Below are 16,285 nucleotides of genomic sequence, written 5' to 3'. Positions count from 1 at the left end.
GCGGTAGTCGGGCCGTCTGCGCAGCCCTAAGGAGACATTGTTTCAGAATCCGATGACGGCTGTCGAACGCTGTCTCACTCCAGCTGCCGCGCTAGGCCCATCCGGTCCGCCTGTATCCAGTATTCTACGATCTTGCCGTCCGCCACCCGGTAGCAGGCGCTGTCGATCAGCACCAGCGGCTCGCCGCTGGCCGGCACGCCGTTGATTTCGGCCTGGTGATGGCCAAACTGGGTCCAGCGCGCATAGGCGCGGTCGCCGTTGACCAACAGCTCGTCTATGCGCAGCTCGAAATTGCCGAACAGCCGCAGGAAATCGCGCACGTGCTCGGCGTAATTCGCCGGGCTGCGCGCCAGCGTGCGCGGATTTTCCGATTCCAGCTGATGCGCCGCCACGCTGGTCGCCATATATCGCGCTGCCGCGTCTGGGTTGCGGCCGGAGCGCACCTCGGTCAGAAAGCCTTGCACCACGGCTTGGGTTTGTTCACTGCTCATCGTCTTCCTCCGTCGCGGATGCGCTCCAGTATCTCCGACTCGTCTCGGCACACCTGGCGGGCATGTATCGTCATGCCCTGCCACCACCAATCCACCCACGTTCGGAACACCGCACGCAACTTGTCCATCTTCGCCCGCCTTTCCCATCCCTATCCGATCTATCCGCGGCCCAGCATGTCTGGGCCGCGCTCAGCCCTGCCGCCCCTCTACCCAATGGATGCGCTCCCTGACCTGGCGCTCATCGCCCAATAATCTCCACAGCCATCTGCGCAGCTTCCGCCACGGTCTGATCACCCACATTACGGCCTCCATTGTTCAATCAATCATCATGCCAAGATGCTATAGAGCGCTTGATGATTGAAAAAGCCCATATGTCATGACACACTGTTCAAGAAATGAGAACAAACCACCTACCCGATGCCCAAGCGCTGCTGGCCTTCGACGCCTTGGTCCGATGCGGCAGCTTCACCGCCGCCGCCGAGGAACTCGACTGCACCAAGAGCCGGATCAGCCAACTGGTGAAGGCCCTGGAAAAAGACCTGGGCTCCGTGCTGGTGCTGCGCAACACCCGCCGCGTGGCGCTGACTGAAACCGGCCAGCGCCTGGCCGCGCACGCGCGCGAGCTGCGCAGCCTGCTGGAGCGCGCGCGCATAGACATCAACGAGGCGGAGGGAGAAGTCAGCGGCCCGCTGGTGATCAGCTCCATCACCTCGTTCGCCCAGTACCTGCTGGCCCCCATCCTGGCCGAGCTGGCCGTGCTGCATCCCGGCCTGAAGCTGAATCTGCAGGTGGAAAACCGGCTGCAAGACCCGATAGCCGAAGGCCTGGATTTCTGCATCCGCACCCGCAACGTCCACGATGACGCGCTGGTGGCCAAACCGCTGGGCTTTGTGCGCGAATGGGCCTACGCCTCGCCGGACTACCTGGCCAAGGCGCCGCCGCTGGCTGAGCCGGAAGACCTGGCGCGCCACCGCATCCTGCTGGACACCAGCCGCCCCAAGCTGCGCGCCACGCCGGAATGGCTATTGGAAAAAGACGGCGTGCAAAAACAGATCGGCATACAGCCGGTGTTCAGCAGCCACCAGTATGCCCCGCTACTATCCGGCGCCATTGCCGGCAGCGGCATCGCCCTGTTGCCGCGCTATGTCGCCAGCGAGCACCTGAAAAGCGGCCGCCTCGTACCGGTGCTGCCGGGCTGGAGCCATGATTGCTGGCCGGTGTTCCTGGTCTACCCGTATCGCCACCCGCTGCCGCGCAAGTACGAGGCTTTCATCCAGTACGTGGTGCCGCGGATGCGCGCGCTGCTGGACGACAGGCTTGATCCAGACCAAGGCGCGGCCATGCCATCGTTGTCAGAATGACGCCCATTTGCGCCGATGGCCGGCACAGCAAGGAGAATGCAATGGAACATCGCGACATCGTCATCGTCGGCGGCGGCATGGTAGGCAGCGCGCTGGCCGCCGCGCTCTCCGGCAGCGGACTGTCGGTCACGGTGCTGGAGCGCGAAGCGCCGGTGCCGTTTGCCCCGGAACAAGCGCCGGACTTGCGCGTCTCGGCCATCAGTCCGGCATCGGCCGCCTTTCTGCAGCGCATCGGCGCCTGGGACCAGGTGCTGGCGATGCGCGCCGCGCCGTACCGGCGCATGCAGGTATGGGAACAGGACGAGTCTTGCGGCACGCTGTTCGACGCCGCCGAAGCCGGCGTGCCGGAGCTGGGCCACATCGTGGAGAACCGCGTGGTGCAGCTGGCCGCCACCGCGGCGCTGCGCGACAAGGGCGACATCGACTATCGCTGCCCGGCGGCGGTGCGCGATATCGTCTACCGGCCGCAGGCCTCGCAACTGACGCTGGCGGACGGCAGCCAGCTGCAGGCGCGGCTCTTGGTCGCCGCCGACGGCGCGCGCTCCCAGGTGCGCGAGGCGGCCGGCATCGGCATCACCAGCTGGGATTACCCGATGCATGCGCTGGTGCTGGCCTGCCATATCGATGGCGAACAGCAGGACATCACCTGGCAGCGCTTCACCCCCAGCGGCCCGCTCGCCTTCCTGCCGCTGTGCGGCGACGCGGCTTCCCTGGTGTGGTATCACCGGCCGGAAGAGGTGAAGCGGCTGCTGGCGCTGCCGGATGACGAGCTGATCGCCGCCGTCAGCCAGGCTTTCCCGCGCAAACTGCCCGGCATCAAGCACATCGCGGCGCGCGGCAGCTTCGGCCTGACCCGCCGCCATGCCCAATGCTATGTCCGCGAAGGCGTGGCGCTGGCCGGCGACGCCGCCCACACCATCCATCCGCTGGCCGGCCAGGGCGTCAACCTGGGCTTCCAGGACGCCGCGCTGCTGGCCAAGACCATTCTGGACGCCCACGCCAAGGGCGAGGACTGGGCGAGCGAGAAGACGCTGGCGCGCTACCAGCGCGCGCGCAAGCCGGCCAACCTGGCGATGCAGACCGGCATGGACGCGTTCTGCTATGGATTCGGCAACGACATACCGCCGCTCAAGGCGCTGCGCGGACTGGGCTTGCGGCTAGCCGACAAGGCCGGGCCGCTGAAGCGCGGCGTGATACGCTATGCGCTGGGCCTATCCTCAAAATAGCGCGCAAGCCCGGCCAAACCGGGCGCTCCATACATCGCCTATCGCACGAAAAATCTCAGATTAGGCATCTCACCAAGCCACTAGGGGCTGTTGACGTTTTGTGAGCGGTCGCGCCGGGATGCGTTTTGCGCCGAATCGAGGCGTTTCGCGCGCCGCATAGTCATTCTCTGCCAGCGCGGAACAACGAAGAGTCGGCACGAAAGGCGCCCGGCCCTGCGGGTTTGGCCGCTTTGGGCCGGAAGCCACGTTGCCCAGCCCTTGCATAGAATGACTATGCGGCAGACTGTGCGCCTTGCTTCCGGCCCAAATCGGCGCAAACGCGATCCACTCACCAAACGTCAACAGCCCCTAGGGCAAACGAAAAGGCCGCCCCGATCGGGTGCGGCCTTGGTCATTCAAGCGCTTTCGGCGCGGCGATCAGTCCAGCGCGCCGCCGGACTCGGATTTGGGCGAGCGGCCCAGCAGGCCGTCCACCACCTGCTGCGGGTCGTTGCCCTGATACAGCAGGCCGCACACGGCGGCGGTGATCGGCATGTCCACCTGCAGGCGTTCTGCCATGGTCAGCACTTCGCGCGCCGTGGCCACGCCTTCGGCGACATGGCCCAGCTCCTGCAGCACCTGTTCCAAGGCCTTGCCCTCGGCCAGCTTCAGGCCGACCTGGCGGTTGCGCGACAGCTCGCCGGTGCAGGTCAGGATCAGATCGCCCATGCCTGACAAGCCCATCATGGTTTGCTGGCTGGCGCCCAGCGCGACGCCCAGGCGGGTGATCTCGGCCAGGCCGCGCGTGATCAGCGCGGCGCGGGCATTCAGGCCGAAATGCAGGCCGTCGGCCACGCCGGTGGCGATCGCCATCACGTTCTTGACCGCGCCGCCCACTTCCACGCCCACCAGGTCGTTATTGGCGTACAGCCGCAGGCGCGGACTGTGCAGCTCCCGCGCCACATAGGCGGCAAATTCGGCGTCGTCGGAAGCGATGGTCACGGCTGAGGGCAGATCCTGCGCCACTTCGCGGGCGAAGCTGGGGCCGGACAGCACGCCGCAGCGGTGATCGCTGGGCAGCTCCTCCGCCACGACTTGATGCGGCAGCAGGCTGGAGCCGGACTCAAAGCCCTTGCACGCCCACAAGATGGGCGGCAAGGCGATGTCCAGGGCCGTCAGCGCGCGCAACGTGGGCCGCAGGCCGGACATCGGCGTGACGATCAACAGCAGCTCGGCGCCGTCGGCCGCCTCGGCCAAATCGGCCGACACATTCAGCGCGCCGGGAAACGGACAATCGGCCAGATAGCGCCGGTTGACGCGCTCATCGGCCATCTGTTGGATTTGCGCGGGGTCGCGGCCCCACAGCGTCACCTGATGGTGGCGGGAAAAAGCGATCGCCAGCGCGGTTCCCCAAGCGCCGGCGCCAAGTATGGCCAGTTTCATGGCAAGCCCTTACAAACCCCAGAGGTCGGTGATTCGAGCATAGCCGACGCTGCCGTCGCGGTGGCGGACTTTGACCCAGCCCGCCTGCGGCGCGTCCTGCATCTCCACCACCCCGTCCTTGGGCACGGTGAACAGCAGCTTGCCGTCCTCGCCGGCCTTGTCGCGCACGCCGGCCTGGGCGGACACCACCAGCAGCCAGCGCTGCTTGGACAGCGCAGCGGAAGGAATCCAGGCGATGCCGCCGGTGGCGTCGCGCACGCGCGCCCATTCCTTCTGGCTTTGCAGCACTTCCACCGGGTAATAGCGGCTGACCACGAACAGTTTCTTGGCGGTCAGCGTGGGCGCCTCGTATAACGCGACGCCGGTTTCCTTGACCGAGCGGAACTCCAGGGCCTGGGCGGCCTGGGCGACGCCCAGGACCAGCAGCAGCGTGATAACGAGGCGCTTCATCCGGTCAGCCTCAGGCGTTGCCGGCTTCGGCCTGCTGCGCACGCTGCTGCATGTACAGGGCTTCGAAGTTGATCGGGGCCAGCAGCACCGGCGGGAAGCCGGCGCGGTTCACCACGCTGGACACCGCTTCGCGGGCGTACGGGAACAGGATGTTCGGGCAGGCCACGCCCAGGATCGGGTCCAGGTCTTCGGCCGGGATGTTGCGGATCTGGAAGATGCCGGCCTGGGCCACTTCGCACAGGAACAGGGTCTTTTCCGGCAGCTTGGCGGTCACGGTGACGGTCAGGGTCACTTCGAAGAAGCCGTCATCCAGTTGCTGGCCGGCGCTGGCCAGCTGCATGTCGATTTCCGGCTGGGCTTGTTCCAGGAATACCTGCGGCGCGTTCGGCACCTCCAGCGACAAGTCCTTCACATAGATTTTTTCGATGGAAAACGCCGGTTGCAGCTCTTGTTGTTCGCTCATGTTCTATCTCACAAAAAACCGTCTCGATGACGGTAGAATTTTATCGGTCCAACGGCGGGCATCATCGCACGAAAGCCGGCCACGGCCAACACCGCGGATGGCCGCGCCGCTCAGTCGGCCAGCAGCGTGTCCAGCTTGCCGGCCTGGTTCAGCGCCACCAGGTCGTCGCAGCCGCCGACATGGGTCTCGCCGATGAAGATTTGCGGCACGGTGCGGCGGCCCGTCAGCGCCATCATTTTGTCGCGCTCGGCCGGGTCGAGGTCGATGCGGATCTCGGTGATGCCGCTGACGCCCTTGCTGGCCAGCAATTGTTTGGCGCGGACGCAGTAGGGGCAGACCGCGGTGGTGTACATCGTTACCGGTTTCATGTTCATTGCCTGGGTAAAATATCAATCGCCGACGATTATAGCCTGAGTTGGCCGCTCAAGGCTTTGCGCTGGGTCGCATCGCGGCGGTATTGAAACTCAGGGCCAGGTCCGACACCAGCGCGTCCAGCGCCGGGCCGGACGCCTTGGCCCGCGGGCCGTTGACGATGGCGACGATGGCCAGCCGCCTGCCGTCCGCGGCCTGCCAGTAGCCGGCCAGCGCCTTGACGTCGTTCAACGTGCCGGTTTTCATGCGCAGGCGCGGGCCGAGATCGGCGAAGCGCTTCTTCAGCGTGCCGTCGGTGGCGGCGATGGGCAGGCTGGCGATGAACTCGCCGGCATAGGGCCCGCGCGCCGCGTCCAGCAGCACCTCTCCCAGCAACCGGGCCGTCACCCGTTCGCGCCGCGACAGGCCGGAACCGTTTTCCAGCTGCAGCGCGTCCGCGTCGGCGATGCCGCGGCGCTGCAACTCGTCGCGCAAGGCGCGCTCTGCCGCGGCGGCGGTATCGTCCCCGCCTCCGGCCTCGCGCCCCAGCGTCAGGAACAACGTGCGCGCCATGGTGTTGTTGCTGTATTTGTTGATGTCGGCCAACGCTACCGACAAGGGCTGAGACTGCCAGGTGGCCAGTTCGCGCGCGCCGTCCGGCGCCGTGCCCTGCTCCGTGCGCAAGGGGCCGACGCCGCCCAGCGCACGCCACAGCGCCGCGAAATCCTGCGCGGCGAATTCGTCGTGCTCCAGCACATTGACGTAGGCGCGCTGGCCGTCGCAGGCCTGCGGCAGGCTGCCGGCAACGCTGACATGGCGGCCGTCGTTGGCGATGGAGACAAAACGCCGCACATCGGGGCACGGCTCGTCGCCGCCCGGCTTCAGCTCGCTGCGGACCTCCACGCCGGCCAGCGGCGGATCCAGCACCACGCGCGCGCTCTGGCCGTCGCGGTAGAAGGTGAGCCAGGCTACCTTCAGATTCACCAGATGGGTATCGGGGCCGACCACGAAGGCGCGCCCGGCGTCGTCGTCGAAATCATCGGCGCCGCCGACCTTGCCGAAGGCCCGCTTGTCCAGCAGCAGCCGGCCGTCCAGCTGGCGGATGCCGCGCAAGCGCAAGCTGTACAACAGGCTCAGCAGATTGCCGTTGTCGAAGCGCGGATCGCCGCCGCCCAGCCAGTACAGATCGCCCTTCAGCGCCTCGCCCTCCACCGGCGCGGCCGACAGCAACGCGGTCTTCCAGCGGTAGTCCGGCCCCAGCCGGTTCAACGCGGCCCAGCCGGTCAGCAGCTTCATGGTCGAGGCCGGGTTGACCGGCTTGTCCGCGCGGTGGCTGGCCAGCGGCGCGCCGCCCTCCACCGGCGCCGCCCATACCGCCACCTCGTCCGGCTTCAGGCCATGCAGGTCCAGCGCCGAAGCCTGGGCGCCCAGCCCGGCCAGCATCAGCGCGACAAACGCGTATTTCATTTTCATCCTTTCACCAATCCTGCGGGTCGACATCCAGCGACCAGCGCAGGGCGCGGCCATGCGTCTTGGCCAAGCCATCCAGCAGCGGCGGCAAAACATCCAACAGGCGATGCAGCGCGGCGCGCTGCGGCGATTCCAGCACCAATTGCGCGCGCTCGCGTTGCGCCAGCCGCGCCATCAGCGCCGGCGCCGGGCCCGAGATCAGCACGCCCTCCGCCAACGGCTCCAGCGCCTGGCGCGCCTCCCGCAAAAAAACCGTGGCCTGCGCCAGCTGCGGGCTGTCGGCGCGCAGCAAGGCCTGAAACACGCCAGGCGGGAAACCGGCCTGGCGTCGTTCGTTCAACAGGCTGGCGGCATAGCCGTCGAAATCGTGCGCCACCAAGGCCTGGTACAAGGGGTGGTCCGGCCATTGCGTCTGCACCAGCACCTCGCCCGGCGACTCGGCGCGCCCGGCGCGGCCGGCCACTTGCATCAGCTGCGAAAACAAGCGCTCCGAGGCGCGGAAATCGGCGGAATACAGCCCGCCGTCCGCCCCCAGCACCGCCACCAGCGACAGCGTGCCGAAATCGTGGCCTTTGGCCAGCATCTGGGTGCCCACCAGGATGTCCACTTCGCCGCCGTTCACCTTGCGGTAAATCTCGTCCCACGCATCCTTGCGGCTGGTGGTGTCGCGGTCGATGCGCAACACCCGCGCCTCCGGCAGCATGCGCTGCAAGGCCGATTCCAGCCGCTGCGTGCCCTCGCCCAGCGGCTTGATGTCGGGATCGCCGCAGTCCGGGCAGGCCGGCGGCACCGGCTCCTCCCAGCCGCAATGGTGGCAGCGTAGTTTGCGCTCCATCAGGTGCACCACCAGCTTGGCCGAGCAATGCGGACAGCCGCTGGTCCAGCCGCAGGCGGTGCAGGCGACCACCGGCGCGAAGCCGCGGCGGTTGATGAACACCAGGCTCATTTCCTTGCGCGCCAGCCTGGTTTTCAAGGCCTCCAGCACCGGCTCGCCCAAACCCTCCACCAGCTTCTTGCGGCGGGTGTCCACCAGCCGGACGTCCGGCAGCCGCGCCGCGCCATGGGCGCGCCGGCTCAAAGCCAACTTCTGGTAACGGCCGGCCTCGACATTGGCCACCGTCTCCAGGCTGGGCGTGGCCGAGCCGAGCACGATGGCGATGCCGGCGCGGCGCGCGCGCCACACCGCCAGGTCGCGCGCATGGTAGCGCAAACCGTCCTGTTGCTTGAACGAGCCGTCATGCTCCTCGTCCACCACGATCAGCCCCAGCCGCGGCAACGGCGTGAACACCGACAGCCGAGTGCCGATCACCACATCGGCCTCGCCATGCCAGGCATCCAGCCAGCCCTGCAAGCGCTCGCCATCGGCCAGATGGCTGTGCTGCACCACGATGCGGCTGGCGGGAAAGCGGCGCGCGAAGCGGTCGATCAGCTGCGGCGTCAAATTGATTTCCGGCACCAGCACCAGCACCTGGCGGCGCGCGGCCAAACTGTCGGCGATCAGCCGCAGATAGACCTCGGTCTTGCCGCTGCCGGTGATGCCATGCAGCAGCCAGGGCTGGAAGCCCTCGCTGCGGCGCAACGCGTCCAGCGCAGCCTGCTGCTCGTCGTTCAGCGCCGGCGATTCGCCCAGTTGCAAGGCTGGCGGCTCCAACGCCACGCGCTCGGTCTTGCCTTCGGCCAGCCAGTCGGCCAGCCATTTGCCGGCCTGCGGCGTATGGGCCTTGGCGGCCTCCAAGGTCAACGGCCCGTCCAGCAAGGCCTGCCACAAAGCCAGCCTGGCCTTCTGCCGCGCCGGCGGCGGCTCCGCCAGGCCCTGCGCGGTCAGCGCGAAGGGACGACGGTCCGGCCGCTTGATGTCCCGCGGCTCGCGCAGCGTGGTCGGCAAGGCCGTGAACAAGGTCTGCCCCAGCGGGTGGTGGTAATAATCCGCGGCGAAACGGACCAGGGCGAGAAACTCCTCGGGCAGCGGCGGCAGGCCATCAAGCACCATTTCGATGCGTTTGAGTTTGGCGCTGTCGCAATCCGGCACACCCTCCCCCGGTATCGGCGTGACCACGACGCCACACAGCCGCCGCGGACCGAAGGGGACGCAGACGCGCATGCCGCTCATGACAGGCGATTCAGTCAGGTAACTGAACGTTCCTGCCAGCGGCACGTCGACCGCCACTTGAACAGAATCCCGCTCGGACATTTATGCTCTTCCTCGGCAAACCCTGCTGCGACAAGGCTTTGCATTCGCTGTGCACAGATCTTGTGGATAACTTTGTGAACAACCCTGGCGATAGCCAGCAAAAAGCCGCTAAATCAGTGTTTCCGCTGGATTGCACAAAAATTAATCAAATGTAAAAGTCTTTTATTTTCAACAACTTAAATCGTTGCCATTTTTTTTGCCGCCCATGCTTGACAAGGCAGGACGCAGGGACTAGGCGGTGTGCATAACTTCTGGAACACCAGCCGCTTCGGCTGTCAACCCGCATGTTGGGGCATCGACATCAACGACTTGATTCGTACTCGAACAGCCTAGCGGCGGGCAAGAATACCCTGCCATGCGGCAATGGCTTAGCGCCGTGCAAGCGATGCAAATTTAATAAAAATTTAAAAAAATCAAGCGCCTTTCACCCGGCGCCGCTAAGAAATTCTGCAATCGAGTCTTCCGTCTGTTTGAAGAAAATCCTTCAAAACACCGTCCAACGCACCAAGATGGCGCAGCCGCCGGGCCGCGCCATCTCGCCCGCCGGCGCCGCTCAATCGCAATGATAGCGGCGGGACAAACGATGGACGGCGTCCACCAAGGCGCCGGCATGAGCCGGATCGGCGAATTGCGAAATGCCGTGTCCCAGATTGAACACGTGACCGCTGCCCTGGCCGTAGCCGGCCAGGATGCGCGCCACTTCGCGCTCGATGGCGGCCGGCTCGGCGAACAGCGCATTGGGATCGAAATTGCCTTGCAGCGCCACCTTGGCGCCGACGCGCGCGCGCGCCTGGCCGATGTCGGTGGTCCAGTCCAGGCCCACGCAATCGGCGCCGATGGCGGCGATGTCTTCCAGCCACTGCCCGCCGCCCTTGGTGAACACGATGACCGGCACGCGACGGCCGTCGGCCTCGCGCTTCAGGCCGGCGACGATGCGCTGCATATAAGCCAGCGAAAACTCGCGGTAAGCGGCATGGCTGAGCGCGCCGCCCCAGGTGTCGAAAATCTGCACCGCCTGCGCGCCGGCATCGATCTGGGCGTTCAGGTAGGCGATCACCGACTGCGTGTTCATTTCCAGGATGTGGTGCAGCAGCTCAGGCCGGCTGTACAGCATGGCCTTGACGTGGCGGAAGTCGTCGGAGCCGCCGCCCTCCACCATATAGCAGGCCAGCGTGAACGGGCTGCCGGAGAAGCCGATCAGCGGCACGCGGCCGTCCAGCGCCTGGCGGATGCTGGCCACGGCGTCGAACACATACCGCAGCTTGTCCAGCTCGGCCGGAACCAGCGCGCGGATGGCGGTTTCGTCGCGCAGCGGGCGCTGGAACTTCGGCCCCTCGCCTTCGGCGAAATACAGGCCCAGGCCCATGGCGTCCGGCACCGTCAGAATGTCGGAGAACAGGATGGCCGCGTCCAGCGGAAAGCGCTCCAAGGGCTGCAGCGTCACTTCGGTGGCGTAGTCCGGGCTGGTGCACAGGCCCATGAAGCTGCCGGCGCGGGCGCGGGTGGCGCGGTATTCCGGCAGGTAGCGTCCGGCTTGGCGCATCATCCAGATCGGGGTGTATTCAACCGGCTCCTTCAGCAGAGCCCGCAGGAAGGTATCGTTTTTCAGCTGGGTCATGGCGTCACGCGGCTATGGAAATCGGCGGCCATTATAGCGCAGCGCGCGCCGGGGCCCGACTGCGGCCGCTCAAAAAAACGGCCGAGCCTTGTCAGGACGCGCGCTGCCAGCCGGTTGGCTCAGGCCAGCAACTGGCGCAGCATATACGGCAGGATGCCGCCGTGACGGTAGTATTCCGCCTCCACCGGGGTGTCGATGCGCAGCGTCAGCCGCAGCCGCCGCTCGCCGCCGTCCGGGCGGCGGATCACCAAAGTCGCGTCCTGGCGCGGCTTCAGTTCGCCGTCCAGCCCTTCCAGATCGAACGTTTCGTCGCCCGCCAGGCCCGCCGCGCTGTCCTCCGGCTGAAACTGCAAGGGCAAGACGCCCATGCCCACCAGATTGGAGCGGTGGATGCGCTCGAAGCTTTTGGCGATCACCGCGCGCACGCCCAGCAGCCGCGTGCCCTTGGCCGCCCAATCGCGGCTGGAGCCGGTGCCGTACTCCTCGCCGGCGAAGATCACGGTCGGCGTGCCTTCGGCCTGGTAGGCCATCGCGGCGTCGTAGATCGCCATTTGCGCGCCGTTCGGCTGATGCAGCGTCAGCCCGCCCTCCACCGGCCGGCCATCGGCGCCGGGCGGCAGCATCAGGTTGCGGATGCGCACATTGGCGAAGGTGCCACGCATCATCACCTCATGATGGCCGCGACGCGAGCCGTAGCTGTTGAAGTCCGCGGGCTTGATGCCTTGCGCCTGCAGGTACAGGCCGGCCGGCGACGCCGGCTTGATCGAGCCGGCCGGACTGATGTGATCGGTGGTGACCGAGTCGCCGAAGATCGCCAGCGCCCGCGCGCCGCGCACTGGCTTTGGCGCCGGCGGCGTCAGCGCGAAATCGGCAAAAAACGGCGGCTCGGCGATATAGCTGGACAGCGCCCAGCCATAGGTCTCGCCGCGATCGGCCACGATGCCGCCCCACAGCGGATTGAGGCTGCCGAGATCGCGGTACAGGCGGCGATAGGTTTCCGGATCGGCCGCCTGGGCCAGCGCCGCGGCCACGTCGTCCTGGCTGGGCCAGACCTCGCGCAGGAACACCGGCTGGCCGTCGCTACCCATGCCCAGCGGCTCGGCGTCCAGATCGATGTCCACCCGGCCGGCGATGGCGAAAGCCACCACCAGCGGCGGGCTCATCAGGAAGTTGGCCTTCAGCGCCGGATGGATGCGCGCCTCGAAATTGCGGTTGCCGGACAGCACGGCCGCGCACACCAGCTCCCGCGCGGCGATTTCGGTCTCGATATCCACATCCAGCGGGCCTGCGTTGCCGATACAGGTGGTGCAGCCGTAAGCCACCACGCGGAAACCCAGCTGCGCCAGCGGCGCCAGCAGGCCGGCCTTGCCCAGGTAGTCGGTCACCACGCGGGAGCCGGGGGCCAGCGAGGTCTTGATGTGCGGCGCCACGGTCAGCCCGCGCGCCGCCGCCTTCTGCGCCAGCAGGCCGGCGGCCAGCATCACGCCGGGATTGGAAGTATTGGTGCAGGACGTGATGGCCGCGATCAGCACCGCGCCGTCGGCAAGCGCGCGCCCGGAAGCGACCGCGGCGCCCTTGCCATAGCCGCCATCCGCCGCCGGTTTGCGCAGCAGCTCACTGAAGCGCGGCTTCAACGCTGTCAGCGCGATGCGGTCCTGCGGCCGGCGCGGGCCGGCCACGCTGGGGACGATGGAGGCCAAATCCAACACCAGGGTTTCGCTATATTCGATCTCTCCCGCCTGCGGCATGCCGAACAGCTGCTGCGCCTGGAAATAGCGACGGAAGGCGTCGATCTCTTCGTCGCTGCGTCCGGTCGCCGCCAGATAATCGACGGTGCGTTCGTCCGGCGGAAAGAAGCCCATGGTCGCGCCGTACTCCGGCGCCATATTGGCCAGCGTCGCCCGGTCCGGCAAGGACAAGGAAGCGGCGCCCTCGCCGAAGAATTCGACGAACTTGCCGACGACATGCGCGCCGCGCAACAGCTCGGTCACCGCCAGCACCAGATCGGTGGCGGTGACGCCGGCCGCGAGCCGGCCCTTCAGATGCACGCCCACCACATCCGGCGTCAGGAAATACACTGGCTGGCCCAGCATGCCGGCCTCGGCCTCGATGCCGCCGACACCCCAAGCCACCACGCCCAACGCGTTGATCATGGTGGTATGCGAATCGGTGCCGACCAGGGTGTCCGGATAGTAGACATCGCCATCCTGCAGCACGCCGCGCGCCAGATGCTCCAGATTCACCTGATGAACGATGCCGATGCCCGGCGGCACCACCTTGAACGTCTCGAAAGCCTGCATGCCCCACTTGATGAAGCGATAGCGCTCGGCATTGCGTTGGAATTCCAGCTTCATGTTCAGATCCAAGGCATTGGCCTCGCGGAAGTAGTCCACCTGCACCGAGTGGTCCACCACCAGGTCCACCGGCACCAGCGGCTCGATCCGCGCCGGCGGCTTGCCAAAACGCGCCGCGGCGCTGCGCATCGCCGCCAGATCGCACAACAGCGGCACGCCGGTGAAGTCCTGCAGCAAGATGCGGGCGACGGCGAAGGGAATCTCCTCGCTGCGCTCGGCTTGCGGCTGCCAGCCGGCTAGTTGCCGAACATGCATTTCGGTTATACGCTGGCCATCCAGCTTCCGCAGCAGCGACTCCAGCACGATGCGCAGCGACACCGGCAACCGGCTGACATCGCCGACGCCAAGCGCAGCCAGCGCCGGCAGCGAGTGGAAAAACGCGCGCCGGCCCGACGCCAGGGTAAATTCGCGCAGACTGTCTTGAGCTTGCAGGGACATGATCGACTCCGGTGAACGCCGGCCGTGCTGGCCGGAAAGACCACGATGGAAGAGCGGTCTGCCGACCGCCCGCGGGATCTGCTTCTGAACAAACGTAGGACAGCCCGCCCCGCCAGCGGTTCTGCCAGGAAAGGATGATGACATGAAAAAATCCATGCGCGCCGAGCGCGACAGCTTCGGCCCGATAGACGTGCCCGCCGATGCGCTGTGGGGAGCGCAAACCCAGCGTTCGCTGGCGCACTTCCATATTTCCAGCGAGAAGATGCCGCCGGAGCTGATCTTGGCGCTGGCCCGGGTCAAACGCGCCTGCGCCATCGCCAACCGCGAGCTGGGCACGCTCGACGAGGTCAAGGCCGCGGCCATCGCCGCCGCCGCCGAAGAAGTGCTGGCCGGCCGCCATGATGGCGAGTTCCCGCTGTCGGTCTGGCAGACCGGCTCCGGCACCCAGAGCAATATGAATATGAACGAGGTGCTGGCCAACCGCGCCTCCGAGCTGCTGGGTGGCAAGCGCGGCGAAGGCCGCCTGGTCCATCCCAACGACGACGTCAATCGCGGCCAGTCGTCCAACGATATTTTCCCCACCGCGATGCACGTCGCCGCGGCGGAGCAGCTGCACGCCAGGCTGCTGCCTGCGCTGACCTTGCTGCGGCAAGCATTTGAGGCCAAATCCGCCGAATTCGCCGACATCGTCAAGATAGGCCGCACCCATCTGCAGGACGCCACGCCGCTGACACTGGGTCAGGAGATCTCCGGCTGGGCGACGCAGCTGTGCCTGGCCGAAGAGGCCGTGCGCGCGACGCTGCCCATGCTGTGCCAGCTGGCCGTTGGCGGCACCGCGGTCGGCACCGGGCTCAATACCGATCCGCGTTTTGGCGACAAGGTAGCCGCGCGGCTGGCAGAGGAATGCAACCTGCCGTTCGCCAGCGCCGGCAACAAGTTTGCCGCCCTGGCCGGCCACGAGCCGCTCCTGTTCGCCCACGGCGCGCTGAAAACGCTGGCCGCCGCGCTGATGAAGATCGCCAACGACATCCGCTGGCTGGCGTCCGGCCCGCGCAGCGGCCTGGGCGAGCTGACCCTGCCGGAAAACGAGCCGGGCAGCTCCATCATGCCGGGCAAGGTCAACCCCACCCAATGCGAGGCGATGACCATGCTGTGCTGCCAGGTGCTGGGCAACGACGCGGCGCTGGCCATAGGCGGCGCCTCCGGCAATTTCGAACTGAATGTGTTCAAGCCGCTGATCATCCACAACTTCCTGCAAAGCGTGCGGCTGCTGGCCGACGGCATGGACAGCCTGCGCGAGCACTGTGTGGACGGCATGGCGGCCAACCGCGGCCGCATCGCCGAGCTGATGGCGCGCTCGCTGATGCTGGTCACGGCGCTGAACCCGCACATCGGCTACGACAAGGCGGCGGCCATCGCCAAGCACGCCCACCACCACGGCACCACCTTGCGCGAGGCCGCGCTGGCGCTGGGCTATCTCAGCGCGGAACAGTTCGATGCCTGGGTCAGACCGGAAGACATGATCTAAGCGTCCTCACGGATGGAACCACAGCTCGCGCCGCGCCAGCGGCGTGCCTTCCGGCAGCAGCGGGTTGTCCAGCTCGATCACGGTGCGGCCGGACAGCTTCAAGGCGCGCAGATGGTCGCTGTTGAAGGTCTTGAACAGCTGGTCGAAGCTGCCATCGCGCACGCTCTTCTCCAGACCCTGCTGCAGCATCCGCGCCAGCTCCGGCCGCTGCGGCGAAACGAAGAAATAAAAGGCGGTGGGGTAATGAAGCAGTAGATACGGGTCCAGCATCAGTCCCTTGCCGGACGGCGATGCCAGTTCCTGCTGCACCTCGATCACGCTGCGTGGGAAGTAGTCGTAGCGGCGCTGGCGCAGCATGGAAAAAAGATTGGGGTAGTCCGGGCTGGTCAGCACCGGCAGGCCGGCATGCTGCAAGATCTGAGTATCCGGCCAGTCCTGGCCCTGGCCGGCCCGGAACGCGCTCAATTGCCGCAGCGTTTTGACGTCCTTGAACAGCTGCGGCCGGTCGGCGTTGATCAAGGGCACGCGCCAGCCTATCAGCCCCTTGTCCAGCGGGATGCGCACGGTCAACAGCTTGCGTTCGCGCTCGCGGCTGGTCATGCCCCAGAACAGGTCGACGCTGCTGTCCGGACGCTGCATCTGCTCCATCGCCCGGCCTTGGTTCATGTCGCGCGCGGCCAGCAGCTCGCAGCGCAGGTTCATCTGGCCGCAAGCCAGCAGCAACAGCGCCTGGATATACGGCCAGTGCGGATCGTTGTCGCCTGACACCAGCGCATAGTTGATCTGCACGCCGGCCGCCTGAGCCAGCGACAGCCAGCACCCCAGCAGCAACAGACTCAGCATCTTGGCCATATGCGGTCCATTACATAGCGATAAGGCCATTATGGCCGCAGATCACAGCCAGCCCAAGCCGCCCGCCACG

Annotated in this window: 14 protein-coding genes; 3 read left to right on the top strand and 11 right to left on the bottom strand. The window is 66.6% G+C overall.

What is annotated here, in order from left to right:
- Window positions 1-74 precede the first annotated feature (74 nt).
- Both C2134_RS11035 and C2134_RS22065 read right to left on the bottom strand, forming a co-directional pair.
- The gene (locus tag C2134_RS11035; RefSeq protein ID WP_103320002.1) at window positions 75-491 is read right to left on the bottom strand and encodes an ester cyclase; all 417 of its coding nucleotides are present in this window, start codon (window positions 489-491) and stop codon (window positions 75-77) included.
- Entirely contained in the window at window positions 488-619 is a 132-nt protein-coding gene (locus tag C2134_RS22065) for a hypothetical protein (protein WP_255408088.1), read from the bottom strand. The genes C2134_RS11035 and C2134_RS22065 overlap by 4 nt, the downstream gene beginning before the upstream one ends.
- Window positions 620-886: 267 nt before the next feature.
- Between C2134_RS22065 and C2134_RS11030 the strand changes: the two genes are divergently transcribed.
- Complete coding sequence (locus tag C2134_RS11030; protein ID WP_103320000.1) at window positions 887-1,852, top strand: LysR family transcriptional regulator; 966 nt, start codon at window positions 887-889, stop codon at window positions 1,850-1,852.
- A gap of 41 nt (window positions 1,853-1,893) precedes the next feature.
- Window positions 1,894-3,078 (top strand): FAD-dependent oxidoreductase, encoded by a 1,185-nt coding sequence (locus tag C2134_RS11025; RefSeq protein ID WP_103319999.1) that lies wholly within the window; start codon window positions 1,894-1,896, stop codon window positions 3,076-3,078.
- 417 nt (window positions 3,079-3,495) lie between these two features.
- On the opposite strand, the gene C2134_RS11020 is transcribed toward C2134_RS11025, so the two are convergent.
- The 8 genes from C2134_RS11020 to acnA all read right to left on the bottom strand — a co-directional run bounded on the left by C2134_RS11020 (window position 3,496) and on the right by acnA (window position 13,835).
- The gene (locus C2134_RS11020; protein WP_103319997.1) at window positions 3,496-4,500 is read right to left on the bottom strand and encodes an NAD(P)H-dependent glycerol-3-phosphate dehydrogenase; all 1,005 of its coding nucleotides are present in this window, start codon (window positions 4,498-4,500) and stop codon (window positions 3,496-3,498) included.
- 9 nt (window positions 4,501-4,509) lie between these two features.
- Window positions 4,510-4,950 (bottom strand): SH3 domain-containing protein, encoded by a 441-nt coding sequence (locus C2134_RS11015; RefSeq protein WP_043620680.1) that lies wholly within the window; start codon window positions 4,948-4,950, stop codon window positions 4,510-4,512.
- A 10-nt stretch (window positions 4,951-4,960) separates the two neighbouring features.
- The gene (secB, locus tag C2134_RS11010; RefSeq protein WP_103319995.1) at window positions 4,961-5,413 is read right to left on the bottom strand and encodes a protein-export chaperone SecB; all 453 of its coding nucleotides are present in this window, start codon (window positions 5,411-5,413) and stop codon (window positions 4,961-4,963) included.
- Between the two features lie 110 nt (window positions 5,414-5,523).
- A complete protein-coding gene (gene grxC / locus C2134_RS11005; protein WP_043620686.1) occupies window positions 5,524-5,781 on the bottom strand; it encodes a glutaredoxin 3 in 258 nt (85 codons plus the stop codon).
- Window positions 5,782-5,836: 55 nt separating this feature from the next.
- Window positions 5,837-7,237: a D-alanyl-D-alanine carboxypeptidase/D-alanyl-D-alanine endopeptidase gene (gene dacB / locus C2134_RS11000; protein ID WP_103319994.1), complete on the bottom strand. Its 1,401-nt coding sequence runs from the start codon at window positions 7,235-7,237 to the stop codon at window positions 5,837-5,839.
- A 4-nt stretch (window positions 7,238-7,241) separates the two neighbouring features.
- Entirely contained in the window at window positions 7,242-9,425 is a 2,184-nt protein-coding gene (locus tag C2134_RS10995; RefSeq protein ID WP_103319992.1) for a primosomal protein N', read from the bottom strand.
- 553 nt (window positions 9,426-9,978) lie between these two features.
- Window positions 9,979-11,043 (bottom strand): uroporphyrinogen decarboxylase, encoded by a 1,065-nt coding sequence (gene hemE / locus C2134_RS10990; protein ID WP_103319990.1) that lies wholly within the window; start codon window positions 11,041-11,043, stop codon window positions 9,979-9,981.
- A 119-nt stretch (window positions 11,044-11,162) separates the two neighbouring features.
- Entirely contained in the window at window positions 11,163-13,835 is a 2,673-nt protein-coding gene (gene acnA / locus C2134_RS10985; protein WP_103319988.1) for an aconitate hydratase AcnA, read from the bottom strand.
- Between the two features lie 142 nt (window positions 13,836-13,977).
- Here acnA and fumC point away from each other — a divergent pair, with 142 nt between their 5' ends.
- On the top strand, window positions 13,978-15,363 hold the full coding sequence (gene fumC / locus C2134_RS10980; RefSeq protein ID WP_103319986.1) for a class II fumarate hydratase: 1,386 nt from the start codon (window positions 13,978-13,980) through the stop codon (window positions 15,361-15,363).
- A 6-nt stretch (window positions 15,364-15,369) separates the two neighbouring features.
- Here the strand turns inward: fumC and C2134_RS10975 are convergent, their stop codons facing one another.
- On the bottom strand, window positions 15,370-16,215 hold the full coding sequence (locus C2134_RS10975) for a transporter substrate-binding domain-containing protein (protein WP_103319984.1): 846 nt from the start codon (window positions 16,213-16,215) through the stop codon (window positions 15,370-15,372).
- Window positions 16,216-16,285 lie beyond the last annotated feature (70 nt).

The organism is Chromobacterium sinusclupearum (assembly GCF_002902845.1).
Lineage (GTDB): Bacteria > Pseudomonadota > Gammaproteobacteria > Burkholderiales > Chromobacteriaceae > Chromobacterium > Chromobacterium sinusclupearum.
The sequence above is the reverse complement of the archived record's forward strand: the minus strand, read 5'-3'. Positions and strand labels throughout refer to the sequence as shown.

Coding starts and splice junctions, on each gene's coding strand:
- C2134_RS11030 (WP_103320000.1), top strand. CDS start 887: ATGAGAACAAACCACCTACCCGATGCCCAAGCGCTGCTGGCCTTCGAC.
- grxC (WP_043620686.1), bottom strand. CDS start 5,781: ATGAAACCGGTAACGATGTACACCACCGCGGTCTGCCCCTACTGCGTC.
- C2134_RS11015 (WP_043620680.1), bottom strand. CDS start 4,950: ATGAAGCGCCTCGTTATCACGCTGCTGCTGGTCCTGGGCGTCGCCCAG.
- secB (WP_103319995.1), bottom strand. CDS start 5,413: ATGAGCGAACAACAAGAGCTGCAACCGGCGTTTTCCATCGAAAAAATC.
- fumC (WP_103319986.1), top strand. CDS start 13,978: ATGAAAAAATCCATGCGCGCCGAGCGCGACAGCTTCGGCCCGATAGAC.
- C2134_RS10975 (WP_103319984.1), bottom strand. CDS start 16,215: ATGGCCAAGATGCTGAGTCTGTTGCTGCTGGGGTGCTGGCTGTCGCTG.
- C2134_RS10995 (WP_103319992.1), bottom strand. CDS start 9,425: ATGTCCGAGCGGGATTCTGTTCAAGTGGCGGTCGACGTGCCGCTGGCA.
- C2134_RS11025 (WP_103319999.1), top strand. CDS start 1,894: ATGGAACATCGCGACATCGTCATCGTCGGCGGCGGCATGGTAGGCAGC.
- C2134_RS11035 (WP_103320002.1), bottom strand. CDS start 491: ATGAGCAGTGAACAAACCCAAGCCGTGGTGCAAGGCTTTCTGACCGAG.
- hemE (WP_103319990.1), bottom strand. CDS start 11,043: ATGACCCAGCTGAAAAACGATACCTTCCTGCGGGCTCTGCTGAAGGAG.
- acnA (WP_103319988.1), bottom strand. CDS start 13,835: ATGTCCCTGCAAGCTCAAGACAGTCTGCGCGAATTTACCCTGGCGTCG.
- dacB (WP_103319994.1), bottom strand. CDS start 7,237: ATGAAAATGAAATACGCGTTTGTCGCGCTGATGCTGGCCGGGCTGGGC.
- C2134_RS11020 (WP_103319997.1), bottom strand. CDS start 4,500: ATGAAACTGGCCATACTTGGCGCCGGCGCTTGGGGAACCGCGCTGGCG.
- C2134_RS22065 (WP_255408088.1), bottom strand. CDS start 619: ATGGACAAGTTGCGTGCGGTGTTCCGAACGTGGGTGGATTGGTGGTGG.